Here is a 19,708-nt window from a genome sequence, read left to right as displayed (position 1 = left end):
ACAGGCGAACGTTCTCCAGCGTATCCAGCCGATCGGCAAAGCTGCGCGTGCTGATGACCTCGCTGTAATAGCGCTCCGACGTGTCGATGTTGTGGTTGTAGTAGTCGAGCCCCGCCTGCTTCAGTCGAGCGGCTTGCTCGAGATCGAGCATGCCGAGCGTCATGCAGGTTTCCATGCCGAGCGCCTTGACGCCTTCGACCATGGCGACCACCGCATCCATGTCGCGCGGCTTGGGGTTGCGCCAGGCAGCACCCATGCAATAGCGGGTGGCGCCGGGTCGCGCGCCTTGGTCGCTTCGGCGATAACCCGCTTGACCTCCATCAGCTTCGAGGCCTTCAGGCCGGTTTCGTGATGCGCCGACTGACTGCAATAGCCGCAATCCTCGGGGCAGCCGCCCGTCTTGATGCTGAGCAGCCGGCTGAGCTGGACCTTGTTGGGATCGAAATTCTGACGGTGAACGGTATGCGCCAGGAAGAGCAGATTGTTGAAAGGTGCGTCGTGAAGGGCCCGAGCCTTCTCCAGGGTCCACAAAGGCCGGGCGCTTTCCGCGCTCACTTGTGATCCACTCACTACCATTTTTTCTCCCCTCATGCCGAAGCAGACCGTCTCTACCATTCTGCTCGGTATTCCACTCCTCAAGTCGAGACCATTAGCGAATCGCGAATTCGTGCTAGACGGCTGCAATTTTGATGCTGGCCCGAAAGAGTTCGGCTCAGGCGGTCGGCTGCCGCGATCAAAGGCCAGGAACTGGAGCAATTTCGAGGACCGTTGCGGACCACAACGACATCAATTCCCAGTATGGGCACTTCGCCGGATTGTCCGGGCGTTCATTGATTGCGATGCCGGCCCTCAAGGAGGTCGATAACCGCACGTGCCGCATCCAAGATATGCGTTCCAGGGCCGAATATGGCGGCCACCCCATGTTCCATCAGGAACTGATAGTCTTGGCGTGGCACGACGCCACCGCATACGACGATAATGTTTTCCGCACCTTTTGCTTTCAGTGCCTCGATCAGTTGCGGCAGCAGTGTCTTGTGTCCGGCCGCGAGCGAGGAAGCGCCGATGACATGAACCTCAGAGACCACCGCCATGGCCGCGGCCTCTTCCGGCGTCTGGAAAAGCGGCCCCGCGACCACATCGAAACCGATATCTCCGAAGGCCGATGCGATCACTTTGGCCCCGCGGTCGTGGCCATCCTGACCGAGCTTGGCCACCATCAGCTTCGGCCTCCTGCCAAGCGACACGGCGACCTCCCCGACACGGGAAAGCAACGTCTTGTATTCCGGCTCCTCCCGAAAGGCAGCTCCGTAGACGTCCGTAGTTACCTCGGGAGCGGCCCTGTGATCGCCGAAAGCGCGGCGCAAGATGTCCGAAATTTCACCCACTGTCGCGCGAGCGCGCGCCGCTTCGACGGCCGCTTCGAGAATGTTGCCCTTGCCGCTGGCTGCGGTCTCGCCAAGCGCGGCAAGGGCTGCGCCGACGCGCTTGGGATCGCGTTGACGCTTGGTCTGTCCGATGTCGCGGATCTGCGCCTCGCGCACCGCCGCATTGTCTATCTCAAGGACATCGATTGCGGTCTCGTTCTCCAGTCGATACTTGTTGACGCCAACAATCACCTCGTCGCCGCGATCGACCGCCGCCTGTCGGCGGATGGCCGCCGTCTCGATCAGGCGCTTCGGCAAGCCCTCGATTACGGCCTTGGTCATTCCGCCGATGGCCTCGATCTCCTCGATGAGCGCCCACGCCTTCTCAGCAAGCTCAGTAGTCAGACTTTCAACGTAATACGAGCCGGCCAGCGGATCGACGACCTTGGTGACGCCTGTTTCGTGCTGAAGGATAAGCTGGGTGTTGCGCGCGATACGCGCCGAAAACTCGGTCGGCAGCGCGATCGCTTCATCGAATGAGTTGGTGTGCAGTGACTGCGTGCCACCGAGCACGGCGGCGAGCCCCTCATAAGCGGTGCGCACGATGTTGTTGTAGGGATCCTGCTCCTGCAGCGACACGCCGGATGTCTGGCAATGCGTGCGCAGCATCAGCGATGAAGGCTTCTTCGGCTGGAACTCTTCCATAATACGCGACCACAGAAGTCGCGCTGCCCGCAGCTTGGCGGTCTCCATGAAGAAATTCATTCCGATAGCGAAGAAAAACGACAATCGTCCGGCAAAATCGTCGATGTTGATGCCCTTCTTCAACGCCGCGCGTACGTATTCTCGCCCGTCGGCCAGCGTGAAGGCGAGTTCCTGCACCAGCGTCGCGCCGGCCTCCTGCATGTGATAGCCGGAGATGGAGATCGAGTTGAACTTCGGCATCTCCTTCGCGGTGTACTCGATGATGTCGGCAACGATCCGCATCGAGGGTTCGGGTGGGTAGATATAGGTGTTGCGGACCATGAACTCCTTCAGGATGTCGTTCTGGATGGTCCCGGAAAGCTCGGCGTGCGAGCAACCCTGTTCCTCGCCGGCGACGATGAAGCAAGCGAGGATCGGCATGACCGCACCGTTCATCGTCATCGACACTGAGATTTCCTTGAGCGGAATGCCGTCGAAAAGAACCTTCATGTCCTCAACGCTGTCGATGGCCACACCCGCCTTGCCGACATCGCCGACCACGCGCGAATGGTCGCTGTCATAACCGCGATGCGTGGCGAGATCGAAGGCAACCGACACGCCCTGCTGGCCCGCCGCGAGCGCTTTGCGGTAGAAGGCGTTGGACTCCTCAGCGGTCGAGAAGCCGGCATATTGCCGGATCGTCCACGGCCTGCCCGCATACATGGTAGCGCGCGGCCCGCGGACGAAGGGCTTCAGTCCGGGAAGCGAACCGAGGTGGCAGGCCCGCTCGAGATCTTCGGTCGTGTAGAGCGGCTTGACGTCGATACCCTCGGGCGTGCGCCAGACGAGGGTGTCGGGCGATGCCTTTAGCTCCCGCTCGGCAAGAGTAAGCCATTCAGTGAGTTTGGCATCGACCATCATTCGAACTCCAGAATGGGTTCGTCCACGGCCAGGCTTGCCCCCGCCAAGACGGCGATCCGTTTGACGACGGCCCGCCGTTCGGCGCGCAGGACGTTCTCCATTTTCATCGCCTCCACCGTTGCAAGAATCTGGCCAGCCTCGACCGACTCTCCTTCGGAAACGGCAATCGCCGTGATCATACCGGGCATCGGGCAAAGCAGTAGTTTGGAAGTATCTGACGGCAGCTTCTGCGGCATCAACCGCGCCAGTTCGGCGACAGGTGGGCTGCGTACATAGGCGACAACATCCATGCCGCGCCAGCGCAGTCCGTAGCCGGTTCCTGACCGGGACGTTTTGATCGCCGTGCTTTCGGCGCCAATTTGAAAATGCGCGAGGGACCGTCCCGGCACCCAGTCGCTTGCAACGGTCAGGAGTGAGCCGTCATCAAATGACACTGTGGTTCCGTCTTGCTGATCGCGCACGGCGACCGGAAAGGCATGGTTGCCAAGTGTGACGATCCAATCGCCGGAGACTTTTCGACGATGATTGTCCATCGCGCCGGAGATCAGGACATCACGATGCTGGAGCGTCCAGTTGATGTATGTCGCGACGGCTGCGAGCTTGCGCTCATCCACATCGGTTGGGATCACACCGGCGAATCCGTCCGGAAACTCCTCGGCGATAAAGGCTGTGCTCAGCCGCCCCTCGCGAAACCGGGGATGGTCCAGGACAGCGGAGAGAAACGGCAGATTGTGGCCAATGCCTTCCACTTCGAAATTATCCAGCGCGGCGCCCATGGCGTTGATTGCGCCCAGCCGGTCAGGCGCCCAGGCGCAGAGCTTGGCGATCATGGGGTCGTAGTGCGTCGAAATTTCCGAGCCCTCGACCACACCGGTGTCGTTGCGAATAAGTGAGCTGTCCGCGCGCCTACCTTCGGCTGGCGGCCTGTAGCGCGTCAGGCGACCGATCGAGGGTAGGAAATTGCGATACGGATCTTCGGCGTAGAGCCGGCTTTCGATCGCCCAGCCGTTCAGCCTCACATCCTCTTGGTCAAAGCGCAGCTTCTCGCCGGCCGCAATCCGGATCATTTCCTCGACCAGATCGATGCCGGTCACAAGTTCTGTGACCGGATGCTCGACCTGAAGCCGGGTGTTCATCTCGAGGAAGTAGAAGTTGCGGTCGCGATCAACGATGAATTCAACGGTGCCTGCCGAGTGATAGCCGACTGCCTTGGCCAGGGCGACGGCCTGCTTGCCCATCGCATGTCGAGTCGCTTCGCCGATGAACGGGGAGGGGGCCTCCTCGATGATCTTCTGGTTTCGGCGCTGGATCGAGCATTCCCGCTCGCCGAGGTAGACGATATTGCCATACTGATCGCCGAGCACCTGAATCTCGATGTGGCGTGGCTCGGTGATGAATTTCTCGATGAAGATACGGTCGTCGCCAAAGGCGTTCTTGGCCTCGTTTTGCGAGGAGTGAAATCCTTCGCATGCCTCGATCTCGTTCCGGGCAATGCGCATGCCTTTGCCGCCACCGCCGGCGGATGCCTTGATCATGACAGGAAAGCCAATCTCCGCGGCGATGCGCACCGCGTCCTTTGCATCCTCGATGAGGCCCATGTGGCCAGGTACAGTGGAGACACCGGCAGATGCCGCGATCCTTTTCGACGTGATCTTGTCGCCCATCGCCTCGATGGCGACGGGCGAGGGCCCGATGAAGGCGATGCTCTTGGCTTTGAGCGCGTCGGCGAAATTCGAATTCTCAGATAGGAAACCGTAGCCCGGATGAACCGCATCGGCCCCCGTTGTGGTGACGGCATCAAGGATATTCGCAATACGAAGATAGGACTGGGCTGAGGCGGCAGGCCCGATATGGACCGCCTCATCGGCCTGCCGGACGTGCAAGGCGTCGCGGTCAGCGTCGGAATAGACGGCAACGGTAGCTATACCAAGCCTCCGCGCCGTTTTGATCACCCGGCACGCGATCTCGCCACGATTGGCAATCAGGATCTTCTTGAACATCTTTTTGCGTACTCAAAGCGGAATGGTGTCGTGCTTCTTCCAGCGCGTCTCGACGCTCTTGCCGCGCAGAGCAGCGAACGCACGCGCGATCCGCTTGCGTGAGGAATGCGGCATGATCACCTCATCGATGAAGCCACGCTCGGCGGCAATGAAGGGGTTGGCGAAACGCTGCTCGTATTCCTTGGTATGAGCGGCAAGCCTCTCTGGATTGCCGAGTTCGGACCGGTAGAGGATCTCGGCCGCGCCCTTTGCACCCATCACCGCGATTTCGGCGGTCGGCCAGGCGTAGTTGATGTCCGCGCCGATATGTTTCGAGGCCATCACGTCGTAGGCGCCGCCATAAGCCTTGCGTGTGATCAACGTGACCATCGGCACGGTCGCCTGCGAGTAGGCAAACAGCAACTTGGCGCCGTGCTTGATGACGCCGCCATATTCCTGCGCGGTGCCCGGCAGGAAACCCGGCACGTCGACGAGTGTCAGGATCGGGACGTCGAAGGCGTTGCAGAAGCGCACAAAACGCGCCGCTTTGCGGGAGGAATCGATGTCGAGGCATCCGGCCAGCACCATCGGCTGGTTGGCGACCACGCCGACCGTCCTACCCTCGATGCGCACAAACCCGGTGAGGATGTTCCGGGCAAAGGCGACCTGAAGCTCGAAGAAGTCGGCTTCGTCGGCAACAGCAAGGATCAACTCCTTCATGTCGTAAGGCTTGTTAGCACTCTCCGGCACGAGCGCGTCGAGGCGCAACTCGATCCGCTCGGGACCGTCATAAAACGGCCGCACTGGCGGCTTTTCCCGGTTGTTCAGCGGCAGGAAATCAAACAGCCGCCGGACTTCTTCCAGAGCCTCGACATCGTTTTCGAAAGCCCCGTCCGCAACAGAGGATCTTTGCGTGTGGGTTGCGGCGCCGCCAAGTTCCTCCGCGGTCACGACCTCGTTTGTGACCGTCTTGACCACATCGGGGCCAGTCACGAACATGTAGGAGGAATCCCGAACCATGAAGATGAAGTCGGTCATGGCCGGCGAATAGACCGCGCCGCCGGCGCACGGGCCCATGATCACCGAAATCTGCGGAATGACGCCAGAAGCATCGACATTGCGCTTAAAGACGTCGGCATAGCCGGCAAGTGACGCGACACCCTCCTGGATGCGCGCGCCGCCGGAATCGTTGAGACCGATCACCGGCGCCCCGTTGCGCACTGCCATATCCATGATCTTGCAGATCTTTTGAGCGTGTGTTTCCGACAGCGACCCGCCAAGCACCGTGAAGTCCTGTGAGAAGACATAAACGAGTCTGCCGTTGATCGTACCCCAGCCTGTAACCACACCATCTCCGGCAACCTTCTGGGCAGTCATGCCGAAGTCTGTCGCACGATGCGTGACATACATGTCGTATTCTTCGAAGGAGCCTTCATCGAGAAGCACCACGAGACGCTCGCGGGCGGTCAGCTTGCCTTTGGCGTGCTGGGCATCGACACGCTTCTGCCCTCCGCCCATGCGGGCCTGCGCACGACGGACCTCGAGTTGTTCGAGAACGCCTCGCATCAGCGTCCTGCCTTTCCTTCGAATAGGTGCCAAGCCACCGACGACTGCATCGCGGTAACCCAGCTTTGTATTGAACTCGGCCTTGCTCTGGACAATCGCACGAACGCCTCCCGCAGAAATGAACTCCGCATTAGTTCGTCGGCAATGAAAGGAAAAGGATTGACCGGGTGCGGTTGCGAAATGTATGGAATTGCGAACAGCAAAATGCGAATTTGCAAATGGCTAACAATAAGCTTTTCGTTGGGCGCCGCGTCCGCGAACTACGGGAGGCCAGCAAGGCCACTCAGGCGACATTCGCTGAGCGGCTGGGGATTTCGACCAGCTACCTGAACCAGATAGAAAATAACCAGCGACCCGTGTCAGCAGCAGTGCTTCTTGCGCTGGCAGAGAAATTCCAAGTTGATATCGCGTCGATCGGCGGCGGTGAGGCCGACCGGTTGCTCTCGGCACTGAGCGAGGCACTTGCTGACCCCGTGTTCAACAGTATTTCGGCCGGATTTCAGGAACTAAAACTCGTTGCCCAAAACGCCCCGTCTTTCGCTCATGCACTGATCACCTGTCATCAGGCATATCGCAGAAATAGCGAGCAGCTTGCGAGCTTCGACGACCAGCTGATCCGAACCAATGCTTTTGCCGAGCCGACACCCTACGAGGAAGTGCGGGACTTCTTTCATTTTGTCGACAACTACATCGATGAGCTTGACCGGGCGGCCGAGCATCTGGCGAAAGCCCTGGGCGTGCCGGATCGAGATATCGGTACGGCGTTGGCAGATCATTTGGAACAGCATCACCACGTGCGCATTGCGCGTGCTGGCAACGGCGAGCGGGTAATCAGGCGCTTCGACGCTTCCGCGCGTGTGCTGTACTTGAACTCGTACTCACCTGCGCCCACGCGCAGTTTTCAGATGGCATTTCAGATCGGCGCGTTGGAGCACCGGGCGGAAATCGACGCGATTATCGAGAGAGCACGCTTCCGTACCTCCGAAGCGGCAGAGATAAGCAGGATCGGCCTTCAGAATTATTTTGCCGGCGCGCTTATGTTGCCATACCGTCCCTTTCTGGCCACGGCAAAAGAACTCCGGCACGACCTTCACCTGCTCGCAGTGCGCTTCGGCGCCAGCCTTGAGCAGGTGGCACATCGTCTTTCGACGTTGCAAAGGCCGTGGATGAAGGGCGTTCCGGTCTTCTTCGCGCGCATCGACCGAGCTGGCAATATCACCAAGCGGCACAGCGCCGCGAAGTTGCAGTTCGCTCGCTACGGGGCAGCTTGCCCGTTGTGGAACGCTCATCAGGCGTTCGAGACCCCAGGACGCATGATTTGCCAGTTGGCGGAGACGCCAGACGGTGTGCGTTATCTCAGTATCGCCACAGAAATCACCAAGACGGACGGTGGATTTAGCTCTCCTCGTCGACGCTATGCGATTGCGCTCGGATGCGAGATTTCCGATGCGGGGGATTTCGTTTACGCAGACCGGCTGGATTTTGCCAACGGCTCAGCGTTCGAGCCTATCGGCGTTTCATGCCGCATTTGTGCGCGCATGGATTGCATTCAACGCGCCATTCCGCCGCTCAAGAGCACGATCATGATCGACCACGACCGACGTGAGGAATTGCCGTATGTTATCTGTTGACTGGGTCGTGACTTGGCTTGAATGGTGGACAGCCGGCCGCCTGTGATAAATCCAAATCAATTCGGCCCCAGATAACGTAATTCGTCCCTCATCTTAGTTAGAACAAAACCCACATTGCAGCAAGGTTTCGAGCTGATCAACGAATCGCCGGCAGGCAGATTGTGACTTTATCCAGCTTGGGTCATAGCCGGAACGGCCATGAATGCGGGTGGGGATTTCGCCCTCACCGGTTCCGACATACACTGGGGCAGTCGACCGCCGTCGGGTTCAATCCTGCATCGGCCGATGGCGAGCGCCGCGCTTCTGCACGGCACGACTACGCGGGGAACCTGAGAAACGGGCATAGCCTCGTTGAAGGAGCCTGGGTTTGCCGATCGAAACGCCACAACCTTTCCACAAGTCTCGGGAGGTGAGCTGCAGCACGCCGACAGCTGTGGCGCCCTGTTAGGACTTTCGTTTTCGGCGAACTCCGCGCTCGATGTCACCATGCATGATGTGCTCACTGCGCTCCGAGGTGGCCCCGGCGCGAGACCGGCGTGGCGGCGCTTTGCATCACCTACATATCCCCCTGGTGGCGCAGGACACGGACAAGATTATGATGCTGCGCCACTGCAAATTTTGAGCGGCGCGCAGCGGGGGGCCTTAAATAGGGAACCCTGCGCGCGCCCGTGTTACGATCTTTGACGCGGATTCCAGCGCGGGGGGCGAGGCCGCCGAAAAGATCATCAGGGAAATTACATTTTTGCACGTACCTACTCGCAACCGGTGGTGCTATCGCTGACCGATAAGAGAAAGAGAGAGAGGAGCTTGAATGCGCATCGAGCGAATAGTGCTTTACTCAATGCCGTCGGACGTTGGCATGGATCTGACTCGGTATGTTGCGACCCAGTCCATTGATCCCGCCTTGGAAAACTTGGTCGTTAAGATCGAGACCGACAGCGGTCTGGTAGGTTGGGGTGAGGTCGTGTCGGCGCCACCATACTATCTTCCGCAACTTTCTGCCGGCGCGCGCGCGGGCATCCTACATGTCTCGCCTGTCGTGCTGGGCCGCGATCCGCGCCAAGTCGCGGCGATCCTCCTCGACATCTCTGCGGCACTCCGCGGGAACGGAAATGCGAAAACCGGCCTGGAAATGGCGCTCTGGGATTTGGCGGCCAAGGCGAACGGCATTTCACTTGTAGATCTTTGGGGCGGACGAGCATCTGAAAGCGTACCGCTTTTGACTGTTGTACGCATTGGCACACGCGAGCAAACGCTGGCCTCTTTCGAAGCTGAGAGGGCGAAGGGTTATGCGCGGTTTCAGATCAAGGTGGGAGCTGGCGAAGCGCACGACGACATTGCGACGATCCGAACTATTGAGGAGATGGCGTTGCCTCATGAACGAGTCTGGTACGATCCCAATCGTAGTTGGCTTCTCGATGACGCAATCCGCATTATCTCGGCTATCCGGCATCTTTCCCCCATGATCGAAAATCCATGCGAGAGCTACGAGGAATGTCGAACTGTCGCCAAGCGAACCGGTATTCCGATCATGCTAGACGAAGTGATCGATGGCCCACGTCGTTTTCTCCAGGCGGTCCAAGACGACATTCTTGATGTTGCTTCGTTAAAAACGTCCTGTATCGGTGGAATCGAGGCAACGCGCCAGGTGATGGGGCTGGCGAAGATACTTGGCGTCCCCATCCGTATCGAGGATTTTTGGGGCACCGGACTTCTTATGGCCTGTCTCACTCACATGGCGCACACTTTGCCGCGCAATCTACTATTTGGACAGTTCGACTATGTCAGCGATAAATTACCTCTCGTGAAGAACCCATTGCCGGTGATCTCCGGTGAAATACGGCTTCCGGTTGATTGCGGCCCGGGCTTGGGCGTCGAGATAGATGAGGCAATTCTAAAAGACCCGGTACTTGTCATAGAAGCGCCGCCTAATTGACTGCACGAGATCGACGGACTAAATACCGCAACGCTGGACCCGAAAAAAAGGCACACGAGTATCGGCAAGCCTAATCGCCGTGCGTTAGGGAAAGTGCAGCCGCGATCATGCCCCGCAAAGCGCCCAAGCGCGGCAACGACGCTAATACGAGCTGCCGGTTGACAGTTGCGCAAAAGCCATCGGCCAAATGGCTTCAATTCGGATTCAAGCCACCTTGGGATCTAACAATTTTCGTCACCGTCGGGAGTTTTCGATTGGGACACCACCAGGCAATGCAGAATAGCCGAAGCGATCGACTCAAGCGCATGTTGACCCCGCGAAGCGCCGTATTCCTAGGGGGGGCTTCAATGGTTCCTGCAATTGAGTATTGCCGTTCTTTTGGGTTCAGTGGTCGTATCCACATAGTCAATCCGCGCCGTAGCGAATTGGCTGGCATTCGATGCGCACCGAGCGTAGCCAGCCTACCGGACACGCCAGACATGGCGTATGTCGCGGTGCCCCGAGAAAATGTGATCGAGCTCGTCCGTGAGCTGTCACAATACGGGGTGGCGGGCACAGTTTGTAACAGTTCAGGCTTCTCCGAGATGCAAGGTGGCGAACAATCCCAACTCGATCTTGTGGAAGCCGCAGGCCACATGCCATTGATCGGTCCGAACTGCCCAGGAGTGGCCAACTTTGTAGATCGATCCGTCTTCATGATGGATCATTTCGGTAACCATGACACGAGCGGTGGCGTTGCCGTCGTGAGCAACGGCGGTGCTTATCTTGCTGACATGGGCTGTTCTGACCGGGCGCTGCCTTTAGCTTATTCGGTCGGGCTGGGCAATCAAGCAATGGTCAATGTCGCCGACATCATGGATGTCGTTCTTGATGACGATCGTGTGCGCGCGATCAATCTCTATCTGGAGGGCATCGCTGACGTGGCTGCGCTTGCCACTGCCGGCTTGAAGGCCGCACGGAAGAGTATTCCTGTTGTCGTCGTCAAAGGCGGCCGTACAGCCGCAGGCCGCCGAGCCAGCCAATCGCACACTGCCTCACTTGCGGGTGACGAAATTGTGGCGTCAGCATTGTTCGGCCGGCTCGGATTCGTGGAAGTGCGAACGCCGACCGAGGCTCTAGAAACATTGAAGATGTTGTTGTGTACGCCACGCGCGAAAGGCCGGCGGACCGCATTCGCGACCAGTTCCGGTTCATATGCGGTACTCGGCTCCGACATCGCTGAGGCAAACGGCCTTGCACTGATTGCCCCGTCATTGGAAGCGGCGACGGAATTGAAAAAACACTTGCCGCCTTTCGTTCATCCGGCCAATCCGCTCGACATCTCTTCCGCTCACGGCGCAGAGTTCGACCTGCAACTCAGCCTCTACAGAGCTTACCTCTCGGACGAACCGGATCTGGCTGTGCAGGTAATGTGTTTTCCGCCTGTCGGTGGCTCGGATCCGGAAAGCTGGATGACAACAACCAGGGCGTTCGCGCGGGCGGCATCTGAACGACGTATCCCTGCTGCCTTCATCAACACCTTGCCCCAGCCCTTACCCAGTGCCGCCCGAGAGCAAATGTTGGCTGTTGGTGTGGCGCCCTTGAGCGGAATCGAGGACGGATTGCGTGCTGTTGCGAATGCCGCGCGGTTTTCGGAACTGGCAAGCGACCTTGCTCGGCTACCAGACGAGGAAATTGTCCTGCCTGCATGCACAAGGCATGTCGGGGAGGGGATCAGTCTGGATGAAGCTGCTGCCAAGTCGGAGTTAGCCAAAGCTGGCATTTCTGTCCCCCGTGGCCTCGTGGTCGGGCCAGATGAAAGCGTCGATCTGAATCAGCTGGTATTTCCGGTCGTTGTCAAAGCACTTAGCGCGGAACTCTTGCATAAAAGCGAACTGGGAGCGGTTGCATTGCGCTTGGCTACACCCGACGACACGTGGCGAACCGTGCGCCAGATTGCTGAGAACGTGAGACTAAATGTGCCGGAGCTTTCTATTCGACAGTTCCTGATAGAAGAGATGGTGACAGATGTCATCGGGGAACTCTTCGTTGGCATCCGCAGAGTGGACCCCGTCGGCCTCGCCCTTACGATTGGGATCGGTGGCACAGAAGTCGAACTTTTTCGCGATACTGCTACGGTTCTTTTGCCGACTTCGCGCAGGTCGATTGCCAAGGCAATTCGTAGCCTGAAGCTCTTCCCGCTGCTGAACGGTTGGCGCGGCCAGCCCAAGGGCGATGTTGAGGGCGCAATTGACGCCATTCAGAATTTCGCCCAGTTCGCGTTCGCGAACAGAGACAGCTTTATCGAAGCCGAAATTAATCCGCTCATGGTGCGCTCAGAAGGCCATGGAGCGATTGCCGCCGATGCAGTGATGCGTCTCGCAGCCGATCGACACTGATCTCTTGGAATTCTACCTGAAGATGTTCAGCATTATGGTGGCCTTTGGAATTGTAAGCTCGTCGATATGGTGAGCGCCGAGGGCGCTCCCGTTTCTGTCAACAGCAGCCGAGGCCAGGGCCTGCGATAGAGATGCTGATTGCTAGGATAGGGGTCAACGTTCGCTCGTCGGCAAATTGCAGATCATTAAGTCGCTCGAGCAGACAGCGCAATGCGCGTCGTAGGAAACAGAGGGTCGCATTTTTTAGGCAGCTCCACGGTTCGCTTTCTGCACAGTCATGTCAAGAGCCGAAAGAGGCGCAATCAACGTATCGGGACGGGCGAATGTCAAATGAGGACAAACTGTTGGAAAACCACCGTGATGAGATTCTGTTCATGCCCAAGCAGTCCAGCCGAGCCGAGAGGCCAGACCTTTTGCTCGAAATGCGTAATCTGCGGATTGAGGCGACAGTCTACCCGCCGGGCGAGAGCCCCAAGAACACGGTTCTCGTTGATGACGTTTCGCTGACCCTGCAGCGTGGCAGGGTTTTGGGGTTGATCGGCGAATCGGGCGCCGGCAAGTCAACCATTGGCCTAGCTAGCATGGGATACGGCAGGGGCGGTGTCAAAATCACCAAGGGCCAGGTCATCCTTAACGGTCGTAACATACTGAAGGGCGGGATCAGAGGTATGCGCGACCTTCGCGGCCGCGAAATTTGCTATGTTGCACAGTCGGCAGCCGCCGCATTCAACCCGGCACTACGGTTGATGGACCAGGTAGTGGAGGCGGCACTGCTGCACGGTAAAGTGAAGCGGGCCGAGGCCGAAGAGCGGGCCATTTCACTTTTCGGGAGACTCAGCCTTCCTGATCCCGAGAATATCGGCAAACGTTTCCCACATGAGGTATCAGGTGGTCAATTGCAGCGCATCATGACGGCTATGGCGCTGTGCTCAGATCCTGATCTTATCGTCTTTGACGAGCCCACCACCGCGCTCGACGTCACCACACAAATCGATGTGCTGGCCGCTATTCGAGATGCAATCCGAGACGAGGACGTTGCCGCGCTCTACATTACCCATGACCTAGCCATAGTCGCCCAGGTTGCGGATGAGATAATGGTGCTGCGCCACGGCAAGCTTGTAGAGCGGGGGACAACGCAGCAAATCATCAACGAACCAGGCGAGCAGTACACGCGCGATCTCGTTTCAGTACATCACATTGTTCATGCTGAGAAACAGCCTAACCTTGCGCCTATGTTAACAGTCAGGGGCGTGACGGCCGGTTACGGCGGCGGAGTGATCAAGGTTTTGCGCGATGTGTCCATTGAGCTGCATCCCGGTCAAACTCTCGCCGTCGTCGGCGAATCGGGCTCCGGCAAATCTACGCTGGGACGCGTGATCACCGGACTGCTGCCTCCTCTCGCCGGCAGTATTCAGTTCCAGGGCAGAGAGCTTTCCCGCGGCTTAGCTGAAAGGTCCAAAGAGGATCTACGCCAGATACAAATGATCCATCAGATGGCCGATATCGCCTTGAACCCCCGCCAAACCGTAGGGACTATTATCGGGCGACCCCTCGAATTCTTTTTCGGGATCAGCGGCAGCGAGCGCAACAGGCGAGTGACAGAACTGCTTGACAAGATCGAAATAGGTTCGAGTTTCGTAGACAGATATCCGGCAGAACTGTCGGGCGGGCAAAAGCAGCGCGTCTGCATTGCCCGGGCCTTGGCTGCGCAACCCAGGATGATCATCTGTGATGAGGTTACATCGGCCCTGGATCCTTTAGTCGCCGAGGGCATATTGAAGCTGTTGCTCCAGTTGCAGACCGTAGAAGCGGTAGCTTATCTTTTCATTACACATGACCTCGCAACAGTTAAGTCGATCGCCGATTCGATATCGGTGATGTACCAAGGACGGGTGGTGCGCTACGGACCCAGCAGCCAAGTCCTTACCCCGCCGTACGACCCTTATACAGATCTTCTTCTGTCTTCCAGTCCAGAGATGGAGGTAGGATGGTTAGACAGGGCCATCAGTTCTCGGCGCATGGAGAGCGCCGGAAATTGACCTCAAAGCGGGATATGCTCTTTTCAGGCATCATGGGAAAGAGCGCCTGCAGGCGCTAAAAATAGTGATGCCTGCAATATGATCCAACTGTTGATCGAGCGACAGCACGATCGCAATTCCGGCTTCCGCTGGCTGTACAATTCCAAGCCTATTACGTCAGTCCAGAATCAAGTGCGCGCCAGTGTCTTGCACGCTCCTCAGACAGTTTTAGCTATAGCACCGACTACCTTATAGACGTTTTTGCGCGCGTACGCTCTTAAGCGGGAAGAAATGATTGCCATAAATCCTCGGCCGCGGTTAGCTCTCGACCGCGTCAGGGATATTGGTGCGGCACAGCAGAGCGATCGCTAGCTCCGAGGCAACTGCGAGTTTCAAGTTCCAAGCGGCGCTGCTGTTGTCCACGATACGGTAGGGACGTCCGTGACCTCCAACGACAGGCAAGCAAATTCCGTTATGAGTCGAAGCTCTCATGGACGGCAATCGAGATAGGAGACTGCTCGCGTGCTTCGTGGATCGCCAAGCCTATTTCGTGAGCTGAGAGACTAGCATCTCGGCAACGGACACGATCTCCAGGATTTGAGCGAAGATTATGTCGAGCGGTCTCTTGCGCACCGTTCCAGACATTGGAGCATCGATTCGGGCGACCAATCGGCGCTCTGGCGCTTGGTTGCCGCGTTACGGCAAGAAGGTTTGATACCAACCGCCCTTCCGATTGAGCGCACGGAGCACGAGCAGTTTGTTGATGTGCTCGCGGCTTATCTCACGAATGAGAGAGGGCTCGCGGGCTCGCCGCCTCGACGGTGGAAAGCCACAAGCTGCTCTCACGCCGATTTCTGCAGGAGGTCAGTCCGGCTGGCGCAGACGTGCGCCATCAGGAAGGCGTGCAACAGAGGCGTGAATGCTGATCACGGGGTGAAGTACTCGACCCTCGGCGACGTCGTTTGATAAGGTCTATCGCCAAGCCGCGGTCGAGATGAACTCGTTCATCGGCTCTTTCCCGGTCCTCCGGCAAAAGGATTCCCGAAACACCAACCACCTCTTCTAGGATGCCAGTGATGCTTGGCAGACCCGCTCGACCTGCTTATCGTACATCGGTTCGACAACAAGCAACCCGCGCTTGAGGCCGGCAGCACCGAGTCGCGGCAAGGTTCGGATAGTCCGCCGTTTCTCGCCCAACTCACCGCGAACTCTCGATTCGGTAGTCATGCCAATATGGCTGGGGTAGCGGGACCCGAACGCGCTCATAACGATCATTGCTTTGCCGGCAAGTTTGACCTAATGCAAAAGTCTCGTCCCGGTGTTGACTAAAGAGCTGCCTTGGACGGCCACGGTCTGTGCGGTTGGAGTGCTCGATGGTGCGTCGCTACTATGATCTTCCATCCTTGACTGCTCTGGCCGTATTCGAGGCCTCGGCGCGACATCTGTCATTCAAGTTTGCGGCGTCCGAGCTTAATGTCACGCCGAGCGCGGTGAGCCGACAGATCAAAGCCCTCGAGGACGAGCTCGGGGTTGCTCTTTTTGTGAGGCTTGGAAGTAGCGTCGCGCTCACCAGCGCCGGCGAAGACCTCTACACGGTACTAGCAACCAGTTTTTCCCAGGCGTCTCATGTCGCAAGGAGCCTCAAGCGCGGCGATCGTTCCAGGAATGTCACGATTGCCTGCACTTATACCTTCGCATCGGCGTGGCTGATCCCTCGCATGCCGCGCTTCTGGGCCAACCACGGTGACGTTACCGTCGAGCATCTTATTTCCGACAATTACCGCGACTTCCGGCGCTCTGAAGTCGACTTACGAATTCGCCACGGCTTTGGCGCTTGGCCCGACGAGACGGCCGAATTTCTGTTCGACGACCTGATCTACCCGATCTGCGGCCATGGCTTCGCCCAACAGCACCGGAATGCTACTCCTGAGTCGCTTCTCGAGCTCCCGCTCCTCCACGACGACTGGGTCCATGCTGGATGGACGGGGTGGGATGAGGTCTTCCGCCGCGCAGGTATTCGACATGGAGCTCTTCGCGGCCGCAGGTTCAGCAAATTCTTCGTGACTTTGCAGGCCGCCCAGGCTGATCAGGGCGTCGCCGTGGGCTGGCATCGACTGGTGCGGCCGCTGATGGAAGAGGGCAAGCTCGTAAGGATTACCGACCTCGAACTGCCTGCACCAGGAAGTTGGTATTTAACGTGGAACGATAACCGGACGCTATCGCCGGCGGCCGAACTGCTGCGGGAATGGTTGCGGGATTTGGCGGCCGAGGAGCAGGCTTCCTGATCTTTGGCTCGCGGCGCGGCGCGCCTTTGAATGTTCCAAAGACCCAGAGAGAGAGGGGCTCCGTTGCCGTCATGGCTCTGGAATGGAATTTACTCGGGGGACGGTTTCCCTGAACATCTGCACCAATGGCTCTCCTGCCACGCGTGCCAAGTCTGCGATCAGGTCCCGTTGAGCGGGCCTTACCCTCTGCCCGTCGCGGCAGCCACTAACGCGACTCGTCTGCACGCTAGATGTTTAGTCCCGGCATTTGCTGGAACGGATTGAGTTTGAAGCGTTTCGGTTACGACGCTCACATCTTGCAGATGAACTCCTAGGGCGTGAGGCCTTTGGCCTGTGAGGGTCTTGAGCCTGCGGCCGAAGTTGTAGGCGGCAACGAAGTCGGCGAGATGCCGACGGAGTTGGTCGTGGCTCTCGTAGTGGAAGCGCTTGACCGTGGCGTCCTTGATGGTTCGGTTCATTCTTTCGACCTGACCGTTGGTCCACGGATGCCCCGCCTTGGTCGTGCGGTGCTCGATATCGTTCGTGGCACACGCGTATTCGAAGGCATGCGCTCAGAAGCGTTCGCCGTTGGCGATCGCCTCCTTGATCAGCGGGCACTGCCGATCCTCCGGCGCCGGGTGTGGTGACCTGGATGCCGTTGTCGGTGAGCACGGTGTGGATCTTGTAGGGGACGGCCGCGATCAGGCGCAGCAGGAAGTCTCTCGATACGGGCCTTCTCGTGCAGTTCGACAAAGGCGAACTTCGAGGAGCGATCGATAGCGACGAACATGTGCAACTTGCCCTGTTCAGTGCGCACCTCGGCAACGTCGATGTGGAAGTAGCCGATCGGGTAGCTCTTGAACTTCTTCTTCGCTGGCCTGTCGCCTTCGACATCCGGCAGGCGGCTGATGCCGTGGCGCTGCAGGCAGCAATGCAATGAAGACCGCGTCAGGTGTGGAATGGTCGGCTGCAAGGCATAAAGGCAGTCATCGAGTGGCAGCAGCGTATAGCGGCGGAAGGCGACAATGGGCGCCTCCTCCTCGACCGAGAGCACCGTCGATCGCGGTTCCTTCGGTCCGGTCGGCAGATCAGCGACCGAGGTCCGGTTCTTCCATTTGCGGTCCGTCTTCTGGTTGATCCCGTAGCGCTTGGCCAGCGCCCTCAGGCTCTCTTGATGGGGTGGACGCCGCACGAAACGGCATCATCCTCGTGAGAGGCGTGCCAAGATGGCTGCTGTCTAGCACTCATCTGAAGGAGCACCGTCCATGGAAAAGACTACCACCGATCTCGATGCTGTCGCCACCATCGGCCTCGATCTGGCCAAGCATGTCTTCCAGGTCCACGCCGTCGACGCCGCCGGCCGCGTCGTCGTCACCCGGGGCGCTGCGGCGCAAAGATGTGCTGGCATTTTTCGAACGTCTGCCGTCGTGCCTTGTGGGCATGGAGGCATGCGGTTCGGCCCATCATTGGGCTCGCCAGTTGATGAGCCTTGGCCATGATGTGCGTCTGATGCCACCAGCCTACGTGAAGGCCTATGTCCGTCGCCAAAAGAATGACGCCGCGGATGCAGCGGCCATCTGCGAGGCGGTGACGCGGCCCTCCATGCGTTTTGTACCCGTGCGGTCTATCGAGAACCAGGCTGCACTCATGCATCACAAGGTGCGCGAACTTCTGGTGGCACAGCGCACGCAGATTCTTAACGCGCTGCGCAGTCATCTGGCCGAGATCGGAATCATCGCCGCGCAGGGGCCCAACAACGCCCGGGCTTTGGCGGTTCTCATCGCGGAAGGCAACGAGATGATCCCGGCCATCGTGCGCTCGGCGCTGTTGCCTGTGATGCGTCGGCTGAATGAACTCGATCAGGAGATCGCGCAAAGTGATCGGGCCATTCTGGCTCTCGCCAAAGCCGATGAGACGGCACGCCGTCTGATGAGCGTTCCTGGCATCGGTCCCGTCACAGCCTCCGCGCTTGCCGCAAGCATACAGGACATCTCCGCGTTCTCGGGCCCGCGTGAGTTTGCTGCCTTCCTCGGGCTCACCCCGCGGCAGAGTTCATCCGGCGGCAAGGAACGGCTGGGGCGCGTCTCCAAGATGGGCAATCGTTATCTGCGCAAGCTGCTCGTCGTCGGCGCGCACGCGGTTCTCTTCCATCGCAAACGCTGCAGCGACGCTCTGAGAAAATGGGCCGATCATCTGATGGAGACCAAGCCCTTCAAGCTCGCTGCCGTGGCGACCGCCAACAAGCTTGCCCGCATTGCGTTCGCGCTGATGCGCGACGAGGCACACTATGTCAGCACACCGGCGTAACAGAAGCAGCGGCTGAAGCCGGAACCTAAATCAAGGGTGACAGCGACGTGATGGGAACAGACAAGGACAGATCCTGAAAGCCTGCAACATAGTCGGAGCTTCGAGCTCGTTCTCTTGATCAGGCCAACGGACCGGCGGACACCATCAGGGCCAGCGGTCAATGTATCGCAGCAACAGGCCGGAGACATGACCGCATTCCGCGATCGTTCCATTGCCGAAAACAACCCTTGATCAGCGGGCGCCGTCCAGACATGACTATGCTGTATCGCTCGACGGACCGCCTCTGTCGTCGTGGCGCTCCCCGTGAAGAACCTGGTCCATAGTGCCTCCTTCGATTCGGAGGACTAGGATGCTCCATCCAAGCCTGGGATCAAACATCTAGGCGTCGTTACCTGCAACACGGTCGCAGATAGCCGGTAGGCCGGCGAAGCCGCGCTACAATAAGCTAGGCAACGTTGCAACAGCGGGGGGCGGCAAACATCCACTCCCTGGAGCGCAGACAAGGACTTCAGTCCTGATCGTCCATGCCGCAAAATGCGGCGCGGCGATCAAGGTGAGAGTGCAGCGTCAATCAGGATGAGAACGCCGCTGGGCGGGAACGTAGGGAGGGCGTAGCCCGACCGGAGTTTCCGTCCAGCGGCGGCGGCCCGTTTTCAGGGT

The 19,708-nt window shown here is 58.8% G+C and carries 8 protein-coding genes and 3 pseudogenes; 6 read left to right on the top strand and 5 right to left on the bottom strand.

What is annotated here, in order from left to right:
• The 4 genes and pseudogenes from AC4FWB_RS32935 to AC4FWB_RS32920 all read right to left on the bottom strand — a co-directional run.
• Positions 1-576: pseudogene (locus tag AC4FWB_RS32935) on the bottom strand (radical SAM protein); the annotation flags it as partial.
• 251 nt (positions 577-827) lie between these two features.
• Positions 828-2,966, bottom strand: coding sequence for a methylmalonyl-CoA mutase (scpA, locus tag AC4FWB_RS32930; RefSeq protein ID WP_491030403.1), 2,139 nt, complete (start codon positions 2,964-2,966; stop codon positions 828-830).
• Positions 2,966-4,969: an acetyl-CoA carboxylase biotin carboxylase subunit gene (locus AC4FWB_RS32925; protein WP_491030401.1), complete on the bottom strand. Its 2,004-nt coding sequence runs from the start codon at positions 4,967-4,969 to the stop codon at positions 2,966-2,968. Before AC4FWB_RS32925 ends, scpA begins: the two co-directional genes overlap by 1 nt.
• A 12-nt stretch (positions 4,970-4,981) precedes the next feature.
• On the bottom strand, positions 4,982-6,514 hold the full coding sequence (locus AC4FWB_RS32920) for an acyl-CoA carboxylase subunit beta (RefSeq protein ID WP_491030400.1): 1,533 nt from the start codon (positions 6,512-6,514) through the stop codon (positions 4,982-4,984).
• Positions 6,515-6,732: 218 nt separating this feature from the next.
• On the opposite strand from AC4FWB_RS32920, the gene AC4FWB_RS32915 reads away from it, so the two are divergent.
• The 5 genes from AC4FWB_RS32915 (at position 6,733) to AC4FWB_RS32895 (ending at position 16,762) form a co-directional block, all read left to right on the top strand.
• Complete coding sequence (locus AC4FWB_RS32915) at positions 6,733-8,145, top strand: helix-turn-helix domain-containing protein (RefSeq protein WP_491030399.1); 1,413 nt, start codon at positions 6,733-6,735, stop codon at positions 8,143-8,145.
• Positions 8,146-8,956: 811 nt separating this feature from the next.
• Complete coding sequence (locus tag AC4FWB_RS32910; protein ID WP_491030398.1) at positions 8,957-10,081, top strand: mandelate racemase/muconate lactonizing enzyme family protein; 1,125 nt, start codon at positions 8,957-8,959, stop codon at positions 10,079-10,081.
• A gap of 347 nt (positions 10,082-10,428) precedes the next feature.
• Entirely contained in the window at positions 10,429-12,459 is a 2,031-nt protein-coding gene (locus AC4FWB_RS32905) for an acetate--CoA ligase family protein (protein ID WP_491030397.1), read from the top strand.
• Between the two features lie 374 nt (positions 12,460-12,833).
• Positions 12,834-14,498 (top strand): ABC transporter ATP-binding protein, encoded by a 1,665-nt coding sequence (locus AC4FWB_RS32900; RefSeq protein WP_491030402.1) that lies wholly within the window; start codon positions 12,834-12,836, stop codon positions 14,496-14,498.
• A 1,352-nt stretch (positions 14,499-15,850) separates the two neighbouring features.
• Positions 15,851-16,762 (top strand): LysR substrate-binding domain-containing protein, encoded by a 912-nt coding sequence (locus AC4FWB_RS32895; protein ID WP_491030396.1) that lies wholly within the window; start codon positions 15,851-15,853, stop codon positions 16,760-16,762.
• A 226-nt stretch (positions 16,763-16,988) separates the two neighbouring features.
• Here AC4FWB_RS32895 and AC4FWB_RS32890 read toward each other — a convergent pair.
• A pseudogene (locus tag AC4FWB_RS32890) lies at positions 16,989-17,933 on the bottom strand (IS481 family transposase).
• 73 nt (positions 17,934-18,006) lie between these two features.
• Between AC4FWB_RS32890 and AC4FWB_RS32885 the strand changes: the two are divergent.
• Positions 18,007-19,048: pseudogene (locus tag AC4FWB_RS32885) on the top strand (IS110 family RNA-guided transposase).
• Positions 19,049-19,708: the final 660 nt, after the last annotated feature.

This window comes from Mesorhizobium sp. LEGMi-168a (assembly GCF_058312955.1).
The sequence above is the reverse complement of the archived record's forward strand: the minus strand, read 5'-3'. Positions and strand labels throughout refer to the sequence as shown.